Annotated in this window: 22 protein-coding genes; 15 read left to right on the top strand and 7 right to left on the bottom strand. The window is 70.5% G+C overall.

Annotated features, from left to right (window positions below; all coding sequences use genetic code 11):
* Positions 1-178: 178 nt before the first annotated feature.
* The 7 genes from ruvX to ABH926_RS11665 all read left to right on the top strand — a co-directional run bounded on the left by ruvX (position 179) and on the right by ABH926_RS11665 (position 9,348).
* Positions 179-706, top strand: a complete 528-nt coding sequence (ruvX, locus tag ABH926_RS11695; RefSeq protein WP_370365464.1) for a Holliday junction resolvase RuvX — start codon at positions 179-181, stop codon at positions 704-706.
* Complete coding sequence (mltG, locus tag ABH926_RS11690; protein WP_370365463.1) at positions 706-2,685, top strand: endolytic transglycosylase MltG; 1,980 nt, start codon at positions 706-708, stop codon at positions 2,683-2,685. The genes ruvX and mltG overlap by 1 nt, the downstream gene beginning before the upstream one ends.
* A 10-nt stretch (positions 2,686-2,695) precedes the next feature.
* Positions 2,696-3,517, top strand: a complete 822-nt coding sequence (locus tag ABH926_RS11685) for a shikimate dehydrogenase (protein WP_370365563.1) — start codon at positions 2,696-2,698, stop codon at positions 3,515-3,517.
* Between the two features lie 1,069 nt (positions 3,518-4,586).
* Positions 4,587-5,537 carry a hypothetical protein gene (locus ABH926_RS11680; protein ID WP_370365462.1) on the top strand — a complete coding sequence of 317 codons (951 nt, stop codon included), beginning with the start codon at positions 4,587-4,589 and terminating at the stop codon, positions 5,535-5,537.
* 127 nt (positions 5,538-5,664) lie between these two features.
* On the top strand, positions 5,665-7,299 hold the full coding sequence (locus tag ABH926_RS11675; RefSeq protein ID WP_370365461.1) for a peptidoglycan-binding protein: 1,635 nt from the start codon (positions 5,665-5,667) through the stop codon (positions 7,297-7,299).
* Between the two features lie 17 nt (positions 7,300-7,316).
* Positions 7,317-8,060 carry an ABC transporter ATP-binding protein gene (locus ABH926_RS11670; RefSeq protein ID WP_370365562.1) on the top strand — a complete coding sequence of 248 codons (744 nt, stop codon included), beginning with the start codon at positions 7,317-7,319 and terminating at the stop codon, positions 8,058-8,060.
* The gene (locus ABH926_RS11665; RefSeq protein ID WP_370365460.1) at positions 8,050-9,348 is read left to right on the top strand and encodes an ABC transporter permease; all 1,299 of its coding nucleotides are present in this window, start codon (positions 8,050-8,052) and stop codon (positions 9,346-9,348) included. The genes ABH926_RS11670 and ABH926_RS11665 overlap by 11 nt, the downstream gene beginning before the upstream one ends.
* 39 nt (positions 9,349-9,387) lie before the next feature.
* Here the strand turns inward: ABH926_RS11665 and ABH926_RS11660 are convergent, their stop codons facing one another.
* Entirely contained in the window at positions 9,388-10,245 is an 858-nt protein-coding gene (locus ABH926_RS11660) for a class I SAM-dependent methyltransferase (RefSeq protein WP_370365459.1), read from the bottom strand.
* A gap of 94 nt (positions 10,246-10,339) precedes the next feature.
* On the opposite strand from ABH926_RS11660, the gene ABH926_RS11655 reads away from it, so the two are divergent.
* Positions 10,340-10,921, top strand: coding sequence for a TetR/AcrR family transcriptional regulator (locus tag ABH926_RS11655; protein WP_370365458.1), 582 nt, complete (start codon positions 10,340-10,342; stop codon positions 10,919-10,921).
* A gap of 74 nt (positions 10,922-10,995) precedes the next feature.
* On the opposite strand, the gene ABH926_RS11650 is transcribed toward ABH926_RS11655, so the two are convergent.
* The 4 genes from ABH926_RS11650 to ABH926_RS11635 all read right to left on the bottom strand — a co-directional run bounded on the left by ABH926_RS11650 (position 10,996) and on the right by ABH926_RS11635 (position 15,464).
* The gene (locus ABH926_RS11650; protein WP_370365457.1) at positions 10,996-12,795 is read right to left on the bottom strand and encodes a protein kinase; all 1,800 of its coding nucleotides are present in this window, start codon (positions 12,793-12,795) and stop codon (positions 10,996-10,998) included.
* A gap of 62 nt (positions 12,796-12,857) precedes the next feature.
* Positions 12,858-13,820, bottom strand: coding sequence for an ATP-binding cassette domain-containing protein (locus ABH926_RS11645; RefSeq protein WP_370365561.1), 963 nt, complete (start codon positions 13,818-13,820; stop codon positions 12,858-12,860).
* Positions 13,817-14,545, bottom strand: a complete 729-nt coding sequence (locus tag ABH926_RS11640) for an ABC transporter permease (protein WP_370365456.1) — start codon at positions 14,543-14,545, stop codon at positions 13,817-13,819. The genes ABH926_RS11645 and ABH926_RS11640 overlap by 4 nt, the downstream gene beginning before the upstream one ends.
* 124 nt (positions 14,546-14,669) lie before the next feature.
* Positions 14,670-15,464 (bottom strand): ABC transporter permease, encoded by a 795-nt coding sequence (locus tag ABH926_RS11635; protein WP_370365455.1) that lies wholly within the window; start codon positions 15,462-15,464, stop codon positions 14,670-14,672.
* Between the two features lie 176 nt (positions 15,465-15,640).
* On the opposite strand from ABH926_RS11635, the gene aroC reads away from it, so the two are divergent.
* The 7 genes from aroC to nusB all read left to right on the top strand — a co-directional run bounded on the left by aroC (position 15,641) and on the right by nusB (position 21,136).
* Positions 15,641-16,864 (top strand): chorismate synthase, encoded by a 1,224-nt coding sequence (aroC, locus tag ABH926_RS11630; RefSeq protein WP_370365454.1) that lies wholly within the window; start codon positions 15,641-15,643, stop codon positions 16,862-16,864.
* Positions 16,861-17,361: a shikimate kinase gene (locus tag ABH926_RS11625; protein WP_370365453.1), complete on the top strand. Its 501-nt coding sequence runs from the start codon at positions 16,861-16,863 to the stop codon at positions 17,359-17,361. Before aroC ends, ABH926_RS11625 begins: the two co-directional genes overlap by 4 nt.
* Positions 17,358-18,470, top strand: coding sequence for a 3-dehydroquinate synthase (aroB, locus tag ABH926_RS11620; RefSeq protein ID WP_370365452.1), 1,113 nt, complete (start codon positions 17,358-17,360; stop codon positions 18,468-18,470). The genes ABH926_RS11625 and aroB overlap by 4 nt, the downstream gene beginning before the upstream one ends.
* Positions 18,467-18,910, top strand: coding sequence for a type II 3-dehydroquinate dehydratase (gene aroQ, locus ABH926_RS11615; protein WP_370365451.1), 444 nt, complete (start codon positions 18,467-18,469; stop codon positions 18,908-18,910). Before aroB ends, aroQ begins: the two co-directional genes overlap by 4 nt.
* Before the next feature lie 24 nt (positions 18,911-18,934).
* Positions 18,935-20,074: an aminopeptidase P family protein gene (locus ABH926_RS11610; RefSeq protein WP_370365450.1), complete on the top strand. Its 1,140-nt coding sequence runs from the start codon at positions 18,935-18,937 to the stop codon at positions 20,072-20,074.
* A 61-nt stretch (positions 20,075-20,135) separates the two neighbouring features.
* Positions 20,136-20,699 carry an elongation factor P gene (gene efp, locus ABH926_RS11605; RefSeq protein ID WP_370365449.1) on the top strand — a complete coding sequence of 188 codons (564 nt, stop codon included), beginning with the start codon at positions 20,136-20,138 and terminating at the stop codon, positions 20,697-20,699.
* Positions 20,699-21,136 (top strand): transcription antitermination factor NusB, encoded by a 438-nt coding sequence (gene nusB, locus ABH926_RS11600; RefSeq protein ID WP_370365448.1) that lies wholly within the window; start codon positions 20,699-20,701, stop codon positions 21,134-21,136. The genes efp and nusB overlap by 1 nt, the downstream gene beginning before the upstream one ends.
* Positions 21,137-21,285: 149 nt before the next feature.
* On the opposite strand, the gene ABH926_RS11595 is transcribed toward nusB, so the two are convergent.
* On the bottom strand, positions 21,286-22,218 hold the full coding sequence (locus ABH926_RS11595) for a phosphotriesterase (protein ID WP_370365447.1): 933 nt from the start codon (positions 22,216-22,218) through the stop codon (positions 21,286-21,288).
* Positions 22,215-22,610: a carboxymuconolactone decarboxylase family protein gene (locus ABH926_RS11590; RefSeq protein ID WP_370365446.1), complete on the bottom strand. Its 396-nt coding sequence runs from the start codon at positions 22,608-22,610 to the stop codon at positions 22,215-22,217. Before ABH926_RS11590 ends, ABH926_RS11595 begins: the two co-directional genes overlap by 4 nt.

The raw sequence follows: 22,610 nt of genomic DNA, 5'->3' as shown, positions 1-22,610 counted from the left end.
GGGACCGCCGAGTCGGTCCCGGGCTCTGTCACGCACGGTGATTCGGGTGTTGTCATGCCGTGTCCGGCAAGTCGGGCATCGCCGCCGGAGGCGACAGCGGAGGCCGGAACCGGGTACGGTCACGGACGCGTCACGGTTGGCGTGAACCGTACCCGGACGGAAGGAGGAGGCGCGGATCATGGAGCTGCCACAGGTTCCGGACCAGTCTCCGGACTCGTCCCCGCAGCGCGAGATGCGCCGCGGTGTGCGGCTGGGGGTCGACGTCGGCACCGTCCGGATCGGCGTGGCCTCCTGCGACCGCGACGGCCTGCTGGCCACCCCGGTGGAGACGGTGAAGGCCGAGCCGCGCCGCGCCTCCCTGGACCGCCTGGCCGCGCTGGCCGCCGAGTACGAGGCCTTCGAGATCGTGGTCGGCCTGCCGCGCTCGCTGTCCGGCGGCGAGGGCCCGGCCGCGGCCAAGATCCGCGGCTACGCCCGGGATCTGGCCCGCCGCCTCGGTCCGGAGCTGCCGGTCCGCCTGGTCGACGAGCGCCTGTCCACGGTCACCGCGACGCAGGGATTGCGGGCATCCGGGGTCAAAGCCAAGAAAGGCAGATCGGTGGTAGACCAAGCGGCCGCCGTGGTTATCTTGCAGAACGCACTTGATGCCGAACGGATGTCCGGACGTCCGCCCGGCCTGATGGTCCAGCTGGAGGACGGCAACTGATGAGCGACGGCGATTGGCGATACGGGGGCGACGCGCCTCAGGGGCGTGGCCGCCGGAGGGCCGATGCGCAGCCGTCGGATCCGTATGGGCAGGATCCGTCGTATGGCCAGCAGGGCCAGCAGCAGGGCCAGCAGCAGGGCCGGCAGTCCGGGCCCGACCGGGGCTACGGCCAGCAGCAGGGTTCGTACGGACAGCAGGGCCAGCAGGGCTACGGCCAGCAGCAGGGTTCTCAGGGCCAGCAGGGGTACGACCAGTCCGGCCAGCAGCAGGGCCAGCGCGGCTACAGCCAGCAGGACCCTCAGGGCCAGCCCGGCCCGCAGCGCGGCTACGGCCAGCAGCCCGGCTACGGCGGCCAGGCCCAGCAGCCGCAGGGCGGCGGGCGCGGCTACGGCCAGCAGCCGCAACAGCCGCAGCAGCCGCAGTACGGCCAGCAACCACAGCAGGGCTACCAGCAGCCCGGCTACGGCCAGCAGGCGCAGCCGGACTACGGCCAGCAGCCGGCCGCGCCGGCCGCCGGCGGCACGCGCGGCCGCCGGGCCGCCCGCCCGGGCCCGAAGGTCGTGCAGAGCGAAGTCATCGATCCGTACGCGCAGCCGTCGCAGGACCCGTACGGCGCCGGCGGAACCGCCACAGCGGCCGACTCCTATGCCGACGACGGCTGGGGCGACACCGGCTCGGCGTCCGCCGACGACGCGGCGTATGCCGAGCACGGCAGCCAGGGTTGGGACGACGACGGCGGCGGCCGGGCCGGCCGCTCGCGCGGCGGCCGGGGGAGCCGAGGCCGCCGCGGCGCCGCCGCGGACGAGTACGGCCAGGGCGGCTACGACCAGGGCGGTTACGGCCAGGGCGGCGGCGACTGGGACGAAGGCGGCTTCTTCGAGGACCAGGCCCCGCGCCGCCGCGGCGGCAAGCTGCGCGCCTGGGCCCCGCTGTTCGTCCTCGTCGGCATCCTGAGCCTGTTCGGCGGCTGCATGTACGCCGGCTACTCCTACTACAAGGGCAAGTACGGCCCCGCCCCCGACTACACCGCCGCGGCCACCTGCCAGGCGAGCGCGAAGGTGCCGGTGGACATCCCGCGCGGCGCGACCGGCTCGCAGATCGCGAACGCGCTCCTGAGCGCCGGCGTGGTGAAGAGCACGCGGGCCTACGTCAACGCGGCGAACCAGAACCAGGGCTCGACCGGCATCACCGCCGGCACGTACTCGATCTGCCCGCAGATCTCCGGCACCAACGCGGTGCTGGAACTGCTGAAGAAGTCGAACCTGTCGGACGCCTCGACGGTGGTGGTGACGTCTCACGAGTGGTCGAAGGACGTCATCGCCGACCTGATCGCGAAGCGGCACTACAAGCAGTCCGACTTCGACACGGCGATCGCCAGCAACGCGATCGGCCTGCCGGCGTGGTCGGTGAGTTCGCTCGACCACAAGTTCACGGTCGAGGGGATGCTCGAACCGGGGAGCTACTCGATCACCTCGTCCGACACGCCGCAGAGCCTGCTGACGCAGATGGTCGCCAACCGGATGGCGTTCCTGAAGAGCATCAACTTCGTGGCCAAGGCCGCGACGCAGACCTGCGGCACCGTCAAGTGCACGCCGGAGGACGTCCTGAAGGTCGCCTCGATCGAAGAGGGCGAGGTCAACGACCCCAGCGATGCCCCCAAGGTCGCCGAGGGCGTCTACAACCGCCTGAAGGCGAAGGACTACCTGGCTGTGGACTCCACGGCGCTGTACACCCTCCCGCACCTCGCCCCCGGCCAGACCCCGCTGAAGGGGCAGGTCGCAGACCCGAACAACCCCTACTCGACCTACACGCACCTCGGTCTGCCCCCCACGCCGGTCTACATAACGTCAGACGACATGATCAAGGCGGCGCTGGCGCCGGCCGGCGACGGCAGCTACTACTGGTGCGTGACCCCCACCGGTACGTCGTTCTTCAACGTCCACCAGACGTCGGAGTTCAAACACGCCTGCAACAAGTGAGGAGCCGAAGCTGACTCGCCACGCCGCCGTCCTCGGCTCGCCGATCGCGCACTCGCTTTCCCCGGTCCTGCACCGGGCCGCGTACGCCGCGCTCGGCCTGACCGACTGGACCTACGACGCGCACGAGGTCGACGAGGCGTCGCTCCCGGACTTCCTGTCCGGGCTCGACGCCTCGTGGGCCGGTCTGTCGCTGACCATGCCCCTCAAGCGCGCGGTGATCCCGCTGCTGGACGAGGTGAGCGCGACGGCGCGGGCGGTGGAGGCGGTGAACACGGTGCTGTTCACCGCGGACGGCTCGCGCACCGGCACCAACACCGACGTCCCCGGCCTGGTCAACGCCCTGGCCGAGCGCGGCGTGACGGAGGCGGTGTCGGCGGCGGTGCTGGGCGCGGGCGCGACGGCGTCCTCGGCGCTGTCGGCCCTGTCCGGGATCGCGAAGGGCGAAGTCGAGATCTACATCCGGAACCGGGCCCGCGACGCCGAGGTGCACGCGATCGCCGAGGCGGTCGGCACCGCGGTGCGGATCCGGGACTGGGACCAGGCCGCGGCGGCGTTCGAGGGCGAGCTCGTGATCAGCACGACGCCGGCCGGCGCGACGGACGGCCTCGCGGCGTCGGTTCCGGCGTCCCCGGGGACCCTGTTCGACGTGCTCTACCACCCCTGGCCGACGCCGCTCGCCGCCGCGTGGGCGGACCGTGGCGGCGCCGTGCTCGGCGGGCTGGACCTGCTGGTGCACCAGGCGGTGCTGCAGGTGGAGCTGATGACCGGGCGGGTGCCGGCGCCGGTGGCGGAGATGCGGGCCGCTGGGGAAGCGGCGCTGGCTGGGCGCTGAGGGCGCGATCGCCGTTCGCGTGGACATCGCGCGATCCGCAGCCGACGAGTGAATTCGCACGGTCACTGCACCTTGATGTCTCGCGTACTGCGGAGCCCGGTCCAGATCGGCTTTCTCAGTGACGTTGAGGTGCTCCCCGGTGACGGTCCGGTAGGCCTTCTCCGAGTGGCGGATGACGGTCGAGGCGTCCATATCCACCACGAGGCCGGGCATCGCCCGCCTGGCGTGCCGACCGGCCGGAATGCGCCGATGGTGTCAGGGTGCTGCGAGTGGACGGTCTCGCGCCGGCCCATCAAGATCATCCAGGGGTGGGGGCACTCCGCCGTTTCGCGGGTCATGGTTCTGAGCCACCGGCGAGCGGGCGAGGCCCGCCGATCTTGACGGTCACGGAGCCCTGCCTGTTGAGTCAGGGCTCGTATACGCCGGTCGCCCGCGGCCGGCTTCTGGCGCGAGGAAGAGAAGGGTTACACCGTTGGAGACGTACGCAAGCCGTGTCCGAGCGAGGCATCCGATTGCCATACTGCTGATCGCACTTTCCGTGGTGCTCGGTGGTCTGTTGGTGAATGCACCCAGGTCTGAGGCGGAGACTTCATCTCCTTGCCCGCGGACGGTGGGAGCCGGATGTGTATTTGAAAACTCAAATTATGGAGGCGGTTCCTTCTGGATCTGGACTGGAGAAGGTTGTGGGGGAGGTACTTGTGGCTCGGATGACACCCCGACAGCCAACGGCGAATACTTCAGCAATGGTGATCCGCTGGGCAACAACGATGCTTCGACTGCGAACTACTCGGCCTACATGACGTTCAACGGGTGGATCAACTCGTACTGCAACGGCGCTGGGTACCCGCCCTTCACCACTGCGCCGGAGAACAGCCACAACTTGATGAGCTCACCGTATAAGAACAACCTGATGTCCTACAACTGGGCTGGCGGCGCATGTAACTGACCCAGTCGACGGCGGATTGCCAGTCGGTGATCCGCCGCTTATTCCACTGCGGTGGCAGACGCTGGTTTTCGAAGTGAACAACCATGAGAAAAGTGATTGGGACAGATGAGAATCGTTGGCATCGTGACTGCCGCCCTGGCCGCGACGGCTGTGCTCGCGGGCTGCGGAGACTCCGCCGCCCAGCCATCGACGTCATCGGGCAAGGGGCCCCTGTACCCGCAGATCACGGCGGCCCCGGCAGTCGATCTGGCTGCCGCCGACGGCAGCCAGGGAACGGTGCTGTCTCTGCCACTCGATGCCTACATCATGACGTCGGCGCAGACGGCCACCCTCAATGACGCGAAACATTTCCTCATCGCGACGTGCATGGAACGGTTCGGCTATCCCGCGTCGTCTGCCGGCTCCGTGCCGCAGGCTGTTTCGGCGGATGCGCAGAGCCCGTTGGCCTGGTTTCGGCCGACCCAGTTGGAGGCGGCCAGCCGGTTCGGCTACCACGCGCCCATGACCGGGTCTTCGGCGTCGAACCAATCGGGCACGGGCCAATCAGGCACGGGCGCGATGCCGACTCAGGATCCCGCCGAGGTGGTTGTTCTGCAGGGTTCCAAGACCGGTTACGTCAATGGTCAGATGGTGCCGCCGGGCGGATGTATCGGCTCCGCCACGGCGAAGCTCAGCCAAGGGCAGACCGCACAGGACGCCAATTTCGTCGGCGACCTCCGTTTCCAGCTCGCAGTGCGGGCTCAGAACGAGAGCCCTCAGATCCGCGTGGCGAACAGTGCGTGGAGCGACTGTATGAAGAGCATGGGTTTCTCGTATGCGACGCCCAAGGACGCGGCGGGGGATCGGCGATGGGGCAGTGCGGTACCGACGTCGTCCGAGGTCGCCGTCGCGGTTGCTGATGTGAAGTGCAAACAAAAGACGAACCTGGTGAACGTGATCGCAGGCGTCTATCAAAGCTATGAGAATCAGGCGATCACTGACCACGCCACCCAGCTGAAAGCCATCAAGGACTGGGAGAACGGCCAACTGGCCAACGCCGCGAAGGTGGTCGCCACTTGCTCGGGCGCCTGTTAGGGCGCGAAGGCCGTCGTGGCATACGGCGATGATTGCCCGGGCGTTGGCCCGCGCGTTCCGCGCGGCACGTCGAAACCCGCACACCTTGGATGCTGAACCTCGTATGTCTGACCCGACAAGCTCGTCGATGCCCGACGACATCTCGGACACCACGCTCGCCGTTCTGTCGAAGACCATTCGCCGACAACGGTTGTTCCTGGTTGCGGCGCTGGTCGCGGCGCTGATCGCCGCCGGCGGTCTGGCGGCTTCGGCGTACGTGAAGTCCCCTGCCGAGCAGGCGGCCGAGACGAGGGCGCCGACCCCGTCCGTGCTGACCGCGCCCGTGCTCAGCACAGTCCTGCAGAACACGGTGATCGTGCGCGGGATGGTCGTGGCTGGGGGCGAGATCGCGGTGACGCCCCGGTCTGGGGGATCCGGGACGTCCAGCGGGGTCCTCGTGGTGTCGAAAGTGACGACCAAGGCCGGGGACGAGATCCGAGCCGGGCACGTGTTGATCGAGGTATCCGGTCGTCCGATCATCGCGTTGGGCGGGCTGGTGCCCGCCTACCGAGACCTCAAGCCCGGTATGGACGGGAGTGACGTGGCACAGCTCCAGGACGCGTTGAGCCAACTGGGCTTCTCTGCTGCGCGCGACGTCCGCGGGCACTTCGGGCCCGACACAAAGTCCGCTGTCGCAGCGTTCTACCAGCACATCGGATACCCGGTGCCGACAACTGGTGGACCGAACGACGCGGGCGACCGGCAGGCTCTGCAGGCAGCCGCCGATGCGGTGACAACGGCGCAGCGTACGGTCGCCGCTGACAAGCTGGCGCTTCAGAAGGCGACCGACGAGCTTGCCGACGCCGTCGCGGCAGTGGCGTCGACCCCGTCCAGACCGGGTGGTCCAGTGTCGCCGACCAGCCCGGGTAGGACGCCAGGTGCCCCGGTACCAGGACCGAGCACGGCGGCCGCGCACGGCGACAGCCCTGTTCAGGCTGCGCGGGACGCGAAGGCGACCGCCCAGATTTCGTATGATTACGCCGTTCAGGATCTCGACAAAGCAACCAGGGCGCAGTCGGACCTTGTGGCATCGACGGGTGCGATGGTCCCTGCTTCGGAGGTCGTCTTCGTGCCCTCGTTCCCGGTCCGCGCGACCAAGCTGACCGCCGGCCTCGGTCAGGCCGTATCCGGGTCTTTGCTCACGCTTGAATCCGGGGCGCTGGTGGTCGATTCGGTGCTTCAGCCGGGCCAGAATGGTTTGGTGAAGCCCGGGATGTCGGTGCAGTTGGATGCTGAGGCACTGGGAGACCAGCAGGCGGCGGGGACGGTGTCCAGCATCGGTCCGCTCAATAACGGGGCCGCACCTTCGGACGCCAATCCGCAGGGGGCTGTCGCGTCCCCAGACGCTGATCCGCAGGGGGTGGCCCAGGGAAGCGGGAACGCCGGACAGACCGTTTCGAGTCCGGGCGCTCAGACAACGCCCGGGTATCCGCTGGTCATGACTCCGGTCACGCCGCTGTCGGCGGCCTGGGCCGGGCAGGACGTGCGAGTCACGATCGCACAGGCGGCGACCGCGGGTGCGGTTTTGGCGGTGCCGCTGTCTGCGGTGTCAACGGGTGCCGATGGGCAGGCCTCAGTCACCGTGGTCAGGGCGGATGGGACTCAGCAGAAAATGCTTGTGACCGCAGGGGGCAGTGCCGATGGCGATGTCCAGGTGACCCCGGTTGATCCGAACGGCCTGCGGGCAGGCGACAACGTCGTCATCGGACAGGCTCAGCGGTGAGCAATCCGAAGGCGCTCATGATGGAAGGGACCGTTGCGGCCGTCGAGGCCGAGGACTCCCCGCCAGTTCTGGATCTCCGGGGCGTCGCCCGGACGTATCCGGGTCCTCCGCCGGTGGTCGCTCTCCGTCCTACCACTCTCCAGGTAGTCGGCGGGGAGCACGTGGCCATCATCGGCCCATCAGGTTCGGGCAAGTCGACGCTGATGAACGTGCTGGGGCTTCTGGACCGCCCTACCTCCGGTGAGTACCTGCTGAACGGAATCGACGTTGCGCGCCTGCCGGAGCGGGATCGCACCGCTATACGTGGCCGCCGGATCGGCTTCGTCTTCCAGGCGTTTCACCTGATGCCGCACCGTACTGCCGTGGAGAACGTCATGCTGGCGCAGCTCTATACCGATCGCCGCAGCAAAGCCGAACGCCGCGCCGATGCGGTCAGCGCCCTGCGGAAAGTGGGGCTCGGGCACCGGTTGGCCGCGCTGCCGTCCACCTTGTCCGGCGGTGAGCGGCAGCGCGTCGCGATTGCTCGCGCGTTGGTGAAGCAGCCGACTTTGCTTTTAGCCGACGAGCCGACAGGCAATCTGGACTCCGCGACCGCCGAGGCTGTGCTCAACCTTCTGGACGAGCTCGTCACAGGTGGGCTGACCCTGCTGGTCATCACCCACGACCCGCTCGTAGCCGCCAGGGCCTGCCGGGTGCTGGCGATCCACGATGGCTTGGTAAGCGAACAGATACCGGTGGCGACGGTGGCCGATGTCCTCTGACCTTTCTGGAACACGGCGCTCAGTGGCCGTTCAGGATGTCGCACCTTCTCGCCTCCGGATCCGGGAACTCGGCTCCGAGGCCCTGGCCGGCCTGGTGCAGCGTCCCGCGCGCACGCTGCTGACGATGCTCGGCACGGTGCTGGGCGTGGGCTCGTTCGTCGTGATCCTCGGCCTGACCTCGACCGCCGGCGGGCAGGTCTCCTCGGCTTTTTCCGTGCTGTCCGCAACTCAGGTCGACATCACCGACTCGGGCGATCCAGCCCTGGTCGGCAGCACCATCGACGGCCAAGTCCGCTACGACTTCCCGCCGGACGCCGACGCCCGCATCGAGCGCCTGAACGGCGTGGTCCACGCCGGCGTGTGGTGGAAGCTTGAGCGGCCGGGGAATCGCGATATTCCTGTCGCGGCCAACCCACCGAGCATCGCGGACGGGCAGGACGGTGGGGGCGATCCGATTCCGGTCTACGCAGCCTCCCCCGACGCCGTGGCGGCGATGGGCCCGACGATCGAGCAGGGCCGTCTGTTCGACGCGTTTACCGAGCACCGCGGCGAGCACGTGGTCGTCCTCTCCGATTCAGCGGCCCGCCGCCTGGGCGTCTCCCGGTTGACCGCCCAACCCGCAGTCTTCATCAACGGTGTTCCCTACCTGGTGGTCGGCATCATTTCCGACTTGGAGCGCGAGCCCGAGCTCCTCCTCGGTGCGATCATTCCGGCTGGTACGGCTGAGAAGGATTTCGGCGCCCCGTCATCAGACAGCCCGGCGGGCATGTTGGTGCAGACCAAGCTCGGTGCGGCGCCGCTCGTCGCTTCCCAGGCCGCGCTTGCGCTGTCACCCGAGCATCCGAACCGCTTCACGGTTGTCCCGCCGCCGGATCCTCACAGTCTCAAGGACCACGTCACCAAAGACATCAACAGCCTGTTCCTTTTGCTGGCGGGCATTACGCTGGTGATCGGTGCCGTCGGCATCGCGAACACGACGCTGGTGTCGGTGATCGAACGTACCGGTGAAATCGGCCTCCGTCGCAGTTTGGGAGCCCGACCGCGGCACATCGCGGCGCAGTTCCTCACCGAGTCGACCGCCGTCGGCGCGCTCGGCGGCTTGTTGGGGACCGCCTTCGGCGTCGGCGGCGTCGTGGTCGTCGCCCTCGTCAAAGACTGGACTGCGATTCTGAACCCTGTCACTGTGCTGCCCGCACCCTTGATCGGCGCGCTCGTCGGGTTGCTGGCGGGCGCATATCCAGCTTTGCGCGCGGCTCGGATCGAGCCGGTGGAAGCACTGCGCCGCTGATCTGGTATCCACGCCGAGTACAGTCGGGATGGCGTGTGGTCAGCTGCGGATGGCCGCGACGGTCACGGTCGCGTATTCGACCTCGAACTCCCCGCCGACCGCGTCCACCTCGGCCCCGATCGCCTCCTGCAACGCGGCCACGGTCGCGCGCGGCAGCAGCGCGTGGCCGCCGAACGTGGGGAACAGGTCCAGCCACTCGGCGCGGGTGTACGTGCGCTTCCACTCGTCGCGCCAGTGCTCGACCTGCTCGAATCCGGCGTCGCGCAGCCGGTCGGCGGTGCTGGTGAGCAGCGGTGCGTAGACCTCTTTGCCGGCCCGCACGCCGTGCTGGTACATCGGGTGCTCCGGCAGGATCTCGGCGTAGACCCGGGCGAAGGCCTCGGCGAGCTGCGGCGGGACCTGGAAGGCGTTCCAGAACAGCGCGATCCGGCCGCCGGGGCGCAGCACCCGCGCCGCCTGCGCGGCACCGGTCGCCGCGTCGACCCAGTGCCAGGTCATGCCGGCGGTCAGGGTGTCGAAGAGCCGGGCCGCCGGATCCCAGTCCTCGAAGGTCGCGACCTCGACAGCCACCCCGCGCTCCGCCGCGAACGCCGCCATCCGCGCATCCGGTTCGACGCCGGTGACCGCGCACCCGGCGGCCTGGAGCTGGCGGGCCACGATGCCGGTGCCGCAGCCGACGTCGAGCACGGTGCGCGCGGGCTGCCCGCCGACGATGCGGTCGATCAGCGCGCGCGGGTAGTCGGGGCGGGCGCGGTCGTAGCGGGCCGGGTCCTCGCCGAAGGAGGCGGAGACCGCGCTGCCGGCAGGTGGGGAGGGCGGCTGGTGGGGTTCGGCGCTCGGCGTGGCGGCGGGTTCGGCGTTCGGCTCGGCGTTCGGCTCGCGGGGCTGCTCAGACACGGTGTCTCCAGCTACAGTGACCATGTGCCCACTCCAATGGGCGCTCGCCCACTCTAATGGGCGCCTGCCCACTCGTCCACGGAAGGAACCCGCCGTGCCGACCGGCATCGCCATCCGAGACCCCCGCCAGCAGCTCTTCGACGCCGCCGAGCGGGTCTTGCTCGGCCCGGGGCCGGCCGCGCTGACCAGCCGGGCGGTCACCGAGGAGGCCGGCGTCGCCAAGGGCGTGCTGCACCGGCACTTCGCCGACTTCGACGCCTTCCTCGCCGACTACCTCATCGACCGGGCGCAGCGGGTCGCCGAGCAGGACCAGCGGCTGCGGGCGCGCGCCGGGCACGGCGATCCGGCCGACAACCTGGCCGAGGCGCTGACCGACTTCTTCGGCTCGGTGGCCCGGCACGTCCTCGCCCTGGTGACCTTCCGCGACGGCCTGCGCGCCCGGCTGCGCGCGGCCGGCGTCCCCGGCCTGCCGGTGCTGACCGAGGGCACGCGTATGGTGGCCGGCTACCTCGACGCCGAGCGCACGCTCGGCCGGCTCCCCGCCGCCCTCGACCCCGAGCTCAAGACCCTGATGCTGGTGGGGTCGGTGCAGCTGGTCTTCGCCGGGCGCGACGAGGAACCGCCGTCCTTCAGCGAGGTCCGGCGGTTCGTTGTCGAGGCGCTGGGTCTGGCGTAGCAGGCGTTCGGCGGGTGCTCGGCGGGTGCTCAGCGGGCACTCGGCGGGCACTCGGCGGGCACTCGGCGGGTTGCTCAGCCGCCGCTCGTGGCGCCGCCGCCGCTGCTGGCCCCGCTGCCGGGGGTGCAGACGATGTCCACGGACCCGGCGGTCGCCGTGCCCCCGGACGTGCCCGGCGCGCTCCACGTGACCTCGACTGTGCCGGACAGTCCCTTCTGCTGCGCATGCTGGTCGACCGTGACCGTGAACCCGGTCGTCGTGGTGCCGTCGCGCGCGTCGAGCTCGCCGCTGCCCGAGCCGCTCCCGGCCGCGCCGACCACGTGCCAGTGGTAGGTGATCGGCACCGAACTGCCGGTCGGCAGCCCGCCCACGGTGAAGGTCACCGCCCCCGTCGGCGGATCGGTCGGCGGGCACGGCCCGCTGTACGAGCTCTTCGTCATGCTGGCGCTGGCCGAGATCGTCACCGTGACGCTCGGCGTCGTCGGCGGGGTGCTGCTCCCGGTCGTGGTGCCGGGGCCGGTCGTGGTCGGCGGCTCGGTCGGCGGGGAGGTCGGCGGCGGGTCCCAGGAGTTCAGCGTCGGCACCGGCAGGCCGACCAGCGTCGCCGTGGTCGCCGGCGTCGAGCCCGGGCCGGTCTTCGAGGTCGTCGCCGTGCTCGGGCCGCTTGTCGAGGTCCCGGTCCCGGTCGTCGCCGAGCCTGAGGAGCCGCTGCCCACAGGGCTCGAACCCGGCTTCGGATCGGCTCCCGCCACCCCGGGCGACGCCCCGCCGTCCGCCGACGAGGCCCGGTCCGCGCCGCTCGACACGATCCCGCCGGACGGCCCGGCCGCCGCCGCGCTGTGCTTGCCGGGGGACAGGGCCATCGCCGCCACCACCGCCCCGATCACCGCGATCACGGCCGCGCCGATTCCGATCTTGGTCCCGCGCCCCATCCCCACGCCGTCGAACGCGGTGGCGGCGGCGTCCTGGGCGTCGGCCGAAACGAAATGCAGCACACTCGTCGGCACCTCGAACATGGCGTCTTCGGGGAGCGCCGCCACCGAAGCCGCCAGCGCCTGCCGTCCGCGCGACTCCCACTCCAGCCCGTACTCCACGACCGCGGCCGCTTCCAGCTCGGCCAGGAACGCCGCGGCGGTCGCCGGCCGCTCCGCCGGAGTCTTGGCCAACCCCAATGCCAGCAAGGGCGCCAGCGCCGCCGGCACGTCGGCCACGGGTATCGGCGCCGCCCGGTGCATGGTCTGCAGCTCGAACACGGAGTCCGCCGAGTACGGCACACGCCCGGTCAGGCACTCGTAGAAGGTGGCCGTGGCCGCGTATATATCGGACACCGGTGCTGGCGACGCACCCTCCCACAACTCAGGCGCCATATAAGAAGGCGTACCGGGCGCGGGCATCATCGCCTCGGTCCGCACCGCGAGCCCGAAGCCGCCCACCTTCACCGCCCCGTCGGGGGCGATCACCACGTCCGAGGGCTGGTAGTCCCGGTGCACGACCCCGATCTCGCCGGCGGCGCCCAGCCCGAGCAGCGACCCGCGCAGCACCGCGAGCGCCGCCTCCGGGGACAGCGGACCGGAGATCGCGAGCACCCTCCGCAGTGCTGCGCCCTCCGCCGCGTCCGTGACCAGCGCCATGTCGTTCCCGGACTCCACCAGATCACGGACCCGCACCACGTTCGGGAGCTCCAGGCCCGCCAGAAGCTCCGCCTCCCGGCGGAAGCGTTCGCGGAACACCTCGTCCGAGCACAGCTGCCCGCTCAGGTACGTGACCGCGACCCGGTCGCCGCTCGCGTCGTGCACGGCCTCGTCGATCCGGCCGGCTTCTCCAGTGCCGAGCACCCGGGTTCCGGTGTACCCGGGGACCGTCGATCCGGACAACGCGCCTCCCAGAGAAGATGGTGCAGACCAGCAGCTACGCCCGAGATTGCCGGGTTACCGTATCAGCCTGTGTACAGGTTGCGAATAACTTCTTCGATGTCTGCGTCGCGGATCGACACATCCAGCAACTCGTAGCGCGCCGCGATCGCGGCCACCAGAGCCGCCGCGTTCGCCTCCGCCGGGAACGCCAGCCACTGCCGAGCGCCGTCGACCCGGGTGACCGTCGCGCCCGGCACGTCGATCGCCGGGCCCGGCCCGGCGAGGTCGACGACCAGCGTCCGGTCCGCGGCGACCCGGGCTCGCAGCGCGGTCAGCTCGCCGTCGTAGGCGACGGTCCCGTGGTCGATGACCACCACCCGGCGGCACAGGCGCTCGATGTCGTCCAGGTCGTGGGTGGTGAGCACGATCGTCGTGCCCTGCTCGCGGTTCAGCTCGGACAGGAACTCGCGGACCACGGCCTTGCTGGTGACGTCCAGGCCGATCGTCGGCTCGTCCAGGTAGAGCACGGCCGGTTCGTGCAGCAGCGCCGCGGTCAGGTCGCCGCGCATGCGCTGGCCGAGACTGAGCTGGCGGACCGGCGTGTCCAGCAGGGGCTCCAGCTCAAGCAGGGCGACGTAGCGTTTGAGGTTCGCCGCGAACCGCGCGTCCGGGACCGCGTACATCCGGTGCAGCAGCGCGAAGGAGTCGCGAAGCGGCAGGTCCCACCACAGCGTGGTGCGCTGCCCGAACACCACGCCGATGCGCCGGGCCAACTGCTTGCGGTCGCGGATCGGCTCCAATCCGGCCACCCGCAGCGTCCCGGAGGAAGGGGACAGGATGCCGGTGAACATCTTGATCGAAGTGGACTTCCCCGCGCCGTTCGGCCCGATGTAGCCCAGCAGCTCTCCCTCGGCGACGGCGAGGTTCAGGTCGCGGACCGCCTCGACGGTGGTCCGCTCGCGTTTCAGGCGGCCGGCCTTCTTGCGCAGCGTGTAGGTCTTCGACAGGTTCTCGGCCTCGATGATCACAGAGGTCACGGCGGTCAGCTCCCGGTGGATCGGTGGTGGCGCAGGGCCTGGCGCCACGCGAGCAGCGCCAGCGCCCACAGGGCCGCGGCGAACAGCGGCCCGGCGAAGCGGAGGAAGGCGGGGGTGCCGAGCGGGTCGGGGTGGCCCAGGACGTAGAGCGTGGGTTGCCAGTTCACGTAGGCCAACGGCAGGCCGAAGGTCAGGAACAGCATCAGCTTGCGGCCGTACAGCGACAAGGGATAGGAGGTCATGAACTGACCGCCGTAGGTGATGCTGTTCATCACCTCCGAGGCGTCGGCGGCGACGATCTGGAACGCGCCGACCAGGATCCAGATCGCCCCGAACACCGCGACGCCGATCAGCAGCGTGTAGGGCACCATCGCGGCACGCAGCGGCGTCCAGTGCACCGGTGCCCGGGCCACGCCGATCGCCAGCGCGGCGTAGGCCGGGACCAGCGGCGCCAGGCGGCGGGGCGTGAACTGGTCGGCGAACACCTGGGGGAGGACGCCGACTGGGCGGATCAGCAGGCCGTCGAAGGTGCCGAGGCGGATGCGGTCGGCGAGGTATTCGGTGCCGGTGAAGAGCAGGTCGCTGGTGAAGAAGGCGGCTTGGGCGGTTCCGTAGAGGTAGAGCGCTTCCGGTAGTGAGAAGCCGCCGATGGAGCTGACGTTGCCGAAGACGACCAGGATGCCCAAGAGTTCCAGGCTGGCGGTGAAGCCGGAGTTCACCATGGTCAGGATCATTGAGGCGCGGTATTGGAGCGCGGAGCGTCCCCACATTCGGGCGGTCCATATGTATGTCGCCACTGCTCCTGGCGGCGTTCCCTCCAGACCCGGTTCAGCCACCCTGGTCTCGGCAACCCTGGTTTCAGCCACCCTGGACCACCACCCGGTGCCGGGCCCGCCGCGTGACCAGCCGCCCGGCCAGCAGCAGCGCCGCGGCCCAGCCGATCTCGAACAGGTACGCCCCGCCGATCGCGGCCCCCGTGCGCTTCCCGAGGAACACGTCGGCCGGCAGCTGCACCAGCGAGGCCCACGGCAGCATCCGCGCCAGGTGCCCCAGCCAGCCGGGGAACAGCACCAGCGGCACGATCATGCCGCCGAGGAACGAGGTCAGGACGTTGGCCAGGCCGGTCACGCCCTTCTCGTCCAGCAGCCAGAAGGCGGACATCGCCGCCAGGTAGCGCAGCGCGAAGCTGACGATGGTGCCGAGGAACACCGCCACCAGGAACGCGGCCCAGACGCGCGGATCCTCCGGGACGTGCAGGTGGAACAGCAGCGCGCCGATCACGAAGGGCACGACGCTCCGGCCCAGGACGGCGAAGGCCGCACGGCCCAGATCGGTGGCCAGCCAGTAGTTCTGGAAGTCGACCGGCCGGAACAGGTCGGTCCCGATGTCCCCGGACCTGACGCGGGCCGGGATGTCGAGGCCGTTGGCCAGCAGCGACATCGGACCGATCATCGCTTGCGCGAGGAAGACATAGGTGAGGGCGTCGGCCAGGCCGTAGCCGCCGATGCTCGGCCGCTGCGCCCAGACGGCGGTCATGATGAACGCCTTGATGGCGCCGAAGACGGTGTTGGCCAGTACGCCGCCGAGCAGGGCGCCGCGGTAGGTGAGGTAGCGCCGGAACGCTTGTCGGGAGATGAGGGCGTAGACGACCACGGGCTGTCCTTCCGGGGGCGAACTTGGCACTGTGCCAGCGGGCGGGTGCGGTGTGCAACGGGATTTGGGTTCATGAGCGCGTGGCAAGACCCGGGACACCCAGCGTGTGGTCTCGGGGCTCGTCCACTCCCCGAACGTCGTCCGGCTCGCCTGTCAAGACGTGGAAGAATCGCACCATGTCGCTACGTTGGCTCACCGCAGGGGAATCCCACGGTCCGGCCCTCACCGCGGTCCTCGAAGGACTGCCTGCCGGGGTCGAGACGTCCACCAAGGCCATCACCGATGCCCTCGCCCGGCGTCGCCTCGGCTATGGGCGCGGCGCGCGCATGAAGTTCGAGCAGGACCAGGTGACCATCCTCGGTGGTGTGCGGCACGGGCTCACGCAGGGTGGCCCCATCGCGATCCAGGTGGGCAACACCGAGTGGCCGAAGTGGGAGACGGTCATGGCCGCCGACCCGGTCGATCCCGAGGTGCTGGACGCGCAGGCGCGCAATGCGCCGTTGACCCGGCCGCGTCCCGGTCATGCGGATCTGGCCGGCATGCAGAAGTACGGCTTCGATGACGCCCGGCCGGTGCTGGAGCGTGCCTCGGCCCGGGAGACCGCGGCGCGGGTGGCGCTCGGCGAGGTGGCGCGGGATTTCCTGCGGCAGGCCATCGGGGCTGAGATCGTCTCGCATGTGGTCGGGATCGGGGCCGCCGAGTCGCCGCGTGATGCCGTCCTGCCGCTGCCCGGGGATGTCGAGAAGCTCGACGCCTCGCCGGTGCGCTGTCTGGATCCGCAGGCTGAGGCGGCGATGATCGCCGAGATCGATCAGGCGCACAAGGACGGCGACACGTTGGGTGGTGTCGTCGAGGTGGTCGTCTACGGTCTGCCGCCGGGTCTGGGTTCGCATGTGCAGTCCGACCGGCGCCTGGACGCCAGGCTGGCCGGGGCTGTCATGGGGATCCAGGCCATCAAGGGTGTGGAGATCGGCGACGGTTTCCTGCTGGCCCGTATCCCCGGCTCGCAGGCCCATGACGAGATGGAGGCGGTGGGCAGCGACCCGCTTTCCGTGCGGCGCCGTACCGGCCACAGCGGTGGTACCGAGGGTGGCATGTCCACCGGTGAGGTGCTGAGGGTGCGGGCCGCGATGAAGCCGATCGCGACCGTTCCGCGGGCCCTGGGCACCGTGGACACCGCTACCGGTGAGTCGGCCGTGGCGCACCACCAGCGCTCGGATGTCTGTGCGGTTCCGGCGGCCGGTGTCGTCGCGGAGGCGATGGTCGCGCTGGTGCTGGCCGACGCGGTGCTGGAGAAGTTCGGCGGCGACTCGGTGCGGGAGACCCGGCGCAACTACGAGTCCTACCTCGCGAACATGCCCGTGCGGATCGCAGGGCCTGAGCAGGGGGCGCAGGCGTGAGCCCGGTCGTCGTCCTGGTCGGGGCTCCGGGCTCCGGCAAGTCCACCGTCGGCCGGCTGGTGGCCGAGCAGCTCGGCGTCGCCTTCCGGGACTCCGACGAGGACATCGTGGCCGCGGCGGGCCAGGAGATCTCCGAGATCTTCGTCGAGCACGGCGAGCCGCACTTCCGCGCGCTGGAGAAAGTCGCGGTCAAGGAGGCGCTGGCCGGCCATGACGGCGTGCTCGCGCTCGGCGGCGGCGCCATTCTCGATGCCGACACCCGGATCCTGCTCAAGGAGCACCGGGTCGCCTTCCTGGAGGTGACGCTCAGCGATGCCGCCTCGCGGGTCGGCCTCAACCGCGACCGGCCGCTGCTGCTGGGCAACGTGCGAGGCACCCTGCTCAAGCTCATGGATGAGCGGCGTCCGCTCTATGAAGAGGTCGCCGTCCTGACCGTCCGTACCGACCGTGCGCCCGAAGAGGTCGCGGCGGAGATCGTCGAAAGCCTGGGGAAGTGACGAGCGAAACACGCATCAAGGTCGGCGGCGAGGCGCCCTACGAGGTCGTGGTCGGCCACGGTCTGCTCGGCGAGCTGCCCGCCATGATCGGGACCAAGGCCGTCCGGGTGGCGATCGTGCACCCGCGCGCGCTGGCCGCCACCGCCGAGGCGGTGCGCGACGACCTCATCGAGCACGCCGGCTACCAGGCGCTGACCATCGAGGTCCCGGACGCCGAGGAGGCCAAGTCGGTCGAGGTCCTGGCCTACATCTGGGAAGTGCTCGGCAAGTCCAACTTCACGCGCACCGACGCGGTCGTGGGTCTGGGCGGCGGGGCCACCACCGACCTGGCCGGCTTCGCCGCCGCGACCTGGCTGCGGGGCGTGCGGGTGGTGCAGATCCCGACCACGCTGCTGGGCATGGTCGACGCCGCGGTCGGCGGCAAGACCGGCATCAACACCGCCGAGGGCAAGAACCTGGTCGGGGCGTTCCACCCGCCGGCCGGTGTGCTGTGCGACCTGGACACCCTGCAGACGCTGCCCGCAAACGACTTCGTGGCCGGCATGGCCGAGGTCGTCAAGTGCGGGTTCATCGCCGATCCGGAGATCCTGCGGCTGGTCGAGGCGGACATCGAGGGCGCCAAGCGCTTCGACGGCCCGCACACCCGCGAGCTCGTCGAGCGCGCGATCGCGGTCAAGGCCGACGTGGTCTCCTCGGATCTGAAGGAGGCCGGGCGGCGCGAGATCCTGAACTACGGCCACACCCTGGGCCATGCCATCGAGCGCAATGAGCGCTACCGCTGGCGGCACGGGGCGGCGATCAGCGTCGGCATGATCTTCGCCGCCGAACTCGGCCGGGTAGCCGGGCGGCTGGACGACGCCACCGCCGACCGGCACCGCGAGATCCTGACCGCGCTCGGCCTGCCGACCGGGTACGACGGGCATGCCTGGCCGAAGCTGCTGGAGACCATGCGCGTGGACAAGAAGTCGCGGGCGGACATGCTGCGCTTCATCGTGCTGGACGGTCTGGCCAAGCCGGCGGTGCTGGAGGGGCCGGACCCGGCGTTGCTGGTCGCGGCGTACAGCGAGGTGGCCGAGGAGCAGAGCGCCGGGGGAGTGGTCGACCTGTGAGCCGGCCGCGCAAAGTCCTGGTCCTGAACGGCCCCAACCTGGGCCGTCTGGGCAGCCGCGAGCCCGATGTCTACGGCTCAGTCTCCTATGCCGGCCTGGTCAAGGCTTGCGAGGCGCTCGGGGCCGAGCTCGGTTTCGACGTCGAGGTGCGCGAGACCAACGACGAGGGCGACATCGTGCGCTGGCTGCACGAGGCCGCCGACGGCCGGGTGCCGGTGGTCATCAACCCCGGCGCGTTCACGCACTACTCCTACGCCATGCGCGACGCCGCCGCGCAGCGCACCGCGCCGCTGATCGAGGTGCACATCTCGAATCCGCACGCGCGCGAGGAGTTCCGGCACAAGAGCGTCATCGCCCCGGTGGCCAGCGGGACCATCGCCGGGTTCGGGATCGGCTCGTATCTTCTTGCGCTAAGGGCCCTGTCTGAGCTGCCGGAGTGAACGGAGCTTCGTAGTCTGGGGGGCATGACCGCAGACCGCAGCGCAACCGGACCCGCCGCCATCGACCCCCCGGCGTACGCCGCCCGCCGCGAACGGCTGCGGGCCCGGCTGGAGGCGGTGGACGCGGACGCCGCGCTGGTCACCAAGCTGGTGAACGTCCGCTACCTGACCGGCTTCACCGGCTCCAACGGCGCCGTGCTGGTCACCCGGGGCGGCGCGGTGTTCTGCACCGACTTCCGCTACGACACCCAGGCCGCCTCCGAGGTGCCGGACGTGGAGCGGATCATCGTCCGGCACTGCGCGCCGGCGCTGGTCGAGCGGGCCGCCAAGGACGGGCTGCGGCGGATCGCCGTGGAGGAGCACGAGATCACCGTCGAGGAGCACCGGCAGCTCTCCGCCGAGCTGACCGCGGCCGCGCCGGCCGCGAACCTGGTCGGGCTCGGGCACGCGGTGGAGGAGCTGCGCCGGGTCAAGGACGAGAGTGAGATCGCGCTCATCCGCGAGGCCTGCGCCATCTCCGACCGGGCGCTGGCCGAGCTGACCGAGTCCATCCTGATCGGGCGCACCGAGCGGCACATCGCGCAGGAGTTGGAGCGCCGGATGACCGACCACGGCGCCGACGGCCGGGCCTTCGACACGATCGTGGCCTGCGGCCCGAACTCCGCGGTGCCGCACCACCGGCCCGGGGAGCGCCGGGTCGGCGAGGGGGAGTTCCTCAAGATCGACTTCGGCGCGCTCTACCAGGGCTACCACGCCGACATGACCCGGACCTTCGTGGTCGGCCGGGCCCCGGCCGACTGGCAGGTCGAGGTTTACGACCTGGTGTTCGCCGCGCAGAAGGCCGGGCGGCAGGCGTTGGAGCCGGGCGCGCGCTGCGCCGACGTGGACGCCGCCGCGCGGCAGGTCATCGAGGCGGCCGGCTACGGCGAGCACTTCGGACACGGCCTCGGACACGGCGTGGGCCTGGAGATCCATGAGGACCCGAGGCTCGGTGCCGGCCTGCCGGGTACACTGGATGATCGCACTCCGGTGACCGTCGAACCCGGGGTCTATCTGCCGGGCCGCGGCGGTGTCCGCATCGAGGACACCCTGGTGGTCCGGCCGAAGGCCGAGGGCGGTCCGGAGCTGCTCACCATTACCACCAAGGAACTGCTGGTGCTGTAGGCCGCTGGATGCGGCCTGACTCGCCAGGGCCGGCAGTCGGGAAGCAGGAGTACACACCGACGTGGCGTCCACAAACGATCTGAAGAACGGCATGGTCCTCAAGATCGACAACCAGCTCTGGTCTGTCGTGGAGTTCCAGCATGTCAAGCCCGGCAAGGGCCCCGCCTTCGTGCGCACGAAGCTCAAGGCCGTGCTCTCGGGCAAGGTGGTCGACCGGACCTTCAACGCCGGCATCAAGGTCGAGACGGCCAACGTCGACCGCCGCGACATGCAGTACCTCTACCAGGAGGGCACCGACTTCGTGTTCATGGACATGGACACGTACGACCAGCTGTACGTCTCCGGCGACACCGTCGGGGACGCGGCCAACTACATGCTCGAGGGCACCATGGCCCTGGTCGCCACGAACGAGGGCACGCCCTTGTACGTGGAGCTGCCGGCCGCGGTCGAGCTCGTGATCGAGTACACCGAGCCGGGCCTGCAGGGCGACCGCTCCACCGGCGGCACCAAGCCGGCCAAGCTGGAGACCGGCCACGAGATCCAGGTCCCGCTGTTCCTGACCACCGGCGAGAAGGTCAAGGTCGACACCCGCGACGGTTCCTACCTCGGCCGCGTCAGCAGCTGATGGCCTCACCGCGCAGCAAGGCCCGCCAGCGGGCCCTGGAGATCCTCTTCGAGGCGGATCTGCGGGGCGTCGACCCGCGCACAGTCCTGGCCGACACCCAGGCCCGGGTCCGCGCCCAGGGGCCCGAGGGCACGATCCCGGCCGTGCAGCCGTACGCGGCGACCCTGGTCGAGGGCGTGCTGGAGCACGTGGACAAGATCGACGACCTGCTCGACGAGCACAGCGAGGGCTGGGCCCTGGACCGCATGCCGACCGTGGACCGCAACGTCCTGCGGATCGGCGTGTACGAGCTGCTGTGGCAGTCCGACGTGCCCGACGCGGTGGTCCTGGACGAGGCGGTCTCGCTGGCCCGGCTGATGTCGACCGACGAGTCGCCGCAGTTCGTCAACGGGCTGCTGGCGCGGATAGCCGAGGTCAAGGACAGCTTGAAGCGCTGATCAGCACCCGGCAGGACCAGGCAGGATCAAAGCAAGACCAAGCAAGACCAAGCAAGACCAAGCAAGACCAAGCAAGACCAAGCAGGACACGGAAGGGCCCGCTCGCGCGATGTGCGCCGGCGGGCCCTTCCGCGTCCTCGTCCTCGTTCTCAGAGGCGCCAGTCGGTGTCGAAGGCGCGCGCCGGGTTCCGGCGGAAGACGGCGTCGGCGGTCTCGGGGCCGAAGTCGCGCAGCGCCCGGGCCCTGATGTCGGTGAGCAGGAACGGGATGCCCGGTCCACCGCCGCTCGCGGCGCGGGCGGCGGCGCTGGTGGTGTCGCCGCCGAGCAGCACCTGCTCGGCGTGGCCGGCCTCGACGAGCGCGCCGAGCAGGTCGAACAGCCGCCAGTCGGTGGCGTGGTTGGCCCGCGAGGGTCCGTCGAAGCCGAGGAAGGCGCCCGCCTCGGCGGCCTCGCGGTGCGGTCCGGGGTCGGGGAAGCGGTTCAGGTGGCCGAGGATCACCGAGCCGGAGGGGACCCCGAGCCGGTCGTGCAGCGTGGTCAGCGCGCCGAGCGGATGGGTGCCGCCTTCCAGGTGCACGGCGATGGTCGCCCCGGTGGCGTGGTGCGCGGCGGCGGCCGCCTCGAAGACGGCTGAGGCGTGCCGGTCCATTTGGTGGAAGTCGCCGGCCACCTTGATCAGTCCGGCCCGGGCCGGCAGCGGTGCCCCATCGGGCTGCTCATCGAGCCGCAGGCCCTCGCCGAGCTCTGCGATGAAGCGCTCGGCCAGGCCGTCGAGCAGCACGGCGAGCCGCTCCGGCGGGTAGTGCCCGGCCTGGTGCAGCCCGGTCGCCGCGATGATGTGCACCCCGGTGGCCCGCGACAGCGCGGGCAGCTCTTCCGCGCGCCGTCCCAGTCCCATCGGCGTCCACTGCGCCAGTGCCTGTCCGCCCGCCGCGGCGAAGGCCCGCAGTTCGGCCCCGGCCGCCGCCGCGTCGTCGAGCTCCTGGCCGGCCAGCTTCACCGAGGCGAAGAACAGGTGGTCGTGGGAGTCGGTGACGCCCAGCTCGTCGGGCGCGATGTCGCCGAGGACCGTGCGGATCATCGCGCGGTCCCGGCGTCGAACGCCGTCGCGGCGGCCCGCAGCCCGGCCAGCGCCTTGGGCACCCCCACGTACGGCGCCAGGTGCACGAACACCTCCACGATCTCCTCGCGGCTCATCCCGACCCGCTCGCTGGTCTTCACGTGCCCGATCAGCTGCGGGTCCACGCCGCCCAGGGCGGTCAGCGCGGCCAGGTTCGCGATCTGCCGCTCGCGCAGGGTCAGGCCGGCCCGCTGGTACGTCCCGCCGAACAGCGCGGTCACGATCCAGTCGGTGAAGCCCGGCGCGAGCTTCTCCACGGCCGGCAGCGCGGCGTTCTGTGTCGTCTCGTCCTGCAGCACGTCCAGCAGCGCGTAGCCGGCCCCGCGGTCGAGGATGGCGGCTTCGAAGTCCAT

The organism is Catenulispora sp. GP43 (assembly GCF_041260665.1).
In the GTDB taxonomy this organism is placed as follows: Bacteria; Actinomycetota; Actinomycetes; order Streptomycetales; family Catenulisporaceae; genus Catenulispora.
Note: the sequence above shows the minus strand (reverse complement) of the source record. Positions and strands in the feature narration are given on the sequence as shown.

What these genes read in the sequence shown, in the direction of transcription:
- ABH926_RS11590 (WP_370365446.1), bottom strand. Translation starts at nt 22,610, where the DNA reads ATGGACTTCGAAGCCGCCATCCTCGACCGCGGGGCCGGCTACGCGCTG.
- nusB (WP_370365448.1), top strand. Translation starts at nt 20,699, where the DNA reads ATGGCCTCACCGCGCAGCAAGGCCCGCCAGCGGGCCCTGGAGATCCTC.
- ABH926_RS11640 (WP_370365456.1), bottom strand. Translation starts at nt 14,545, where the DNA reads ATGATCCTGACCATGGTGAACTCCGGCTTCACCGCCAGCCTGGAACTC.
- ruvX (WP_370365464.1), top strand. Translation starts at nt 179, where the DNA reads ATGGAGCTGCCACAGGTTCCGGACCAGTCTCCGGACTCGTCCCCGCAG.
- ABH926_RS11675 (WP_370365461.1), top strand. Translation starts at nt 5,665, where the DNA reads ATGCCCGACGACATCTCGGACACCACGCTCGCCGTTCTGTCGAAGACC.
- ABH926_RS11665 (WP_370365460.1), top strand. Translation starts at nt 8,050, where the DNA reads ATGTCCTCTGACCTTTCTGGAACACGGCGCTCAGTGGCCGTTCAGGAT.
- ABH926_RS11610 (WP_370365450.1), top strand. Translation starts at nt 18,935, where the DNA reads ATGACCGCAGACCGCAGCGCAACCGGACCCGCCGCCATCGACCCCCCG.
- ABH926_RS11670 (WP_370365562.1), top strand. Translation starts at nt 7,317, where the DNA reads ATGATGGAAGGGACCGTTGCGGCCGTCGAGGCCGAGGACTCCCCGCCA.
- mltG (WP_370365463.1), top strand. Translation starts at nt 706, where the DNA reads ATGAGCGACGGCGATTGGCGATACGGGGGCGACGCGCCTCAGGGGCGT.
- aroC (WP_370365454.1), top strand. Translation starts at nt 15,641, where the DNA reads ATGTCGCTACGTTGGCTCACCGCAGGGGAATCCCACGGTCCGGCCCTC.
- ABH926_RS11595 (WP_370365447.1), bottom strand. Translation starts at nt 22,218, where the DNA reads ATGATCCGCACGGTCCTCGGCGACATCGCGCCCGACGAGCTGGGCGTC.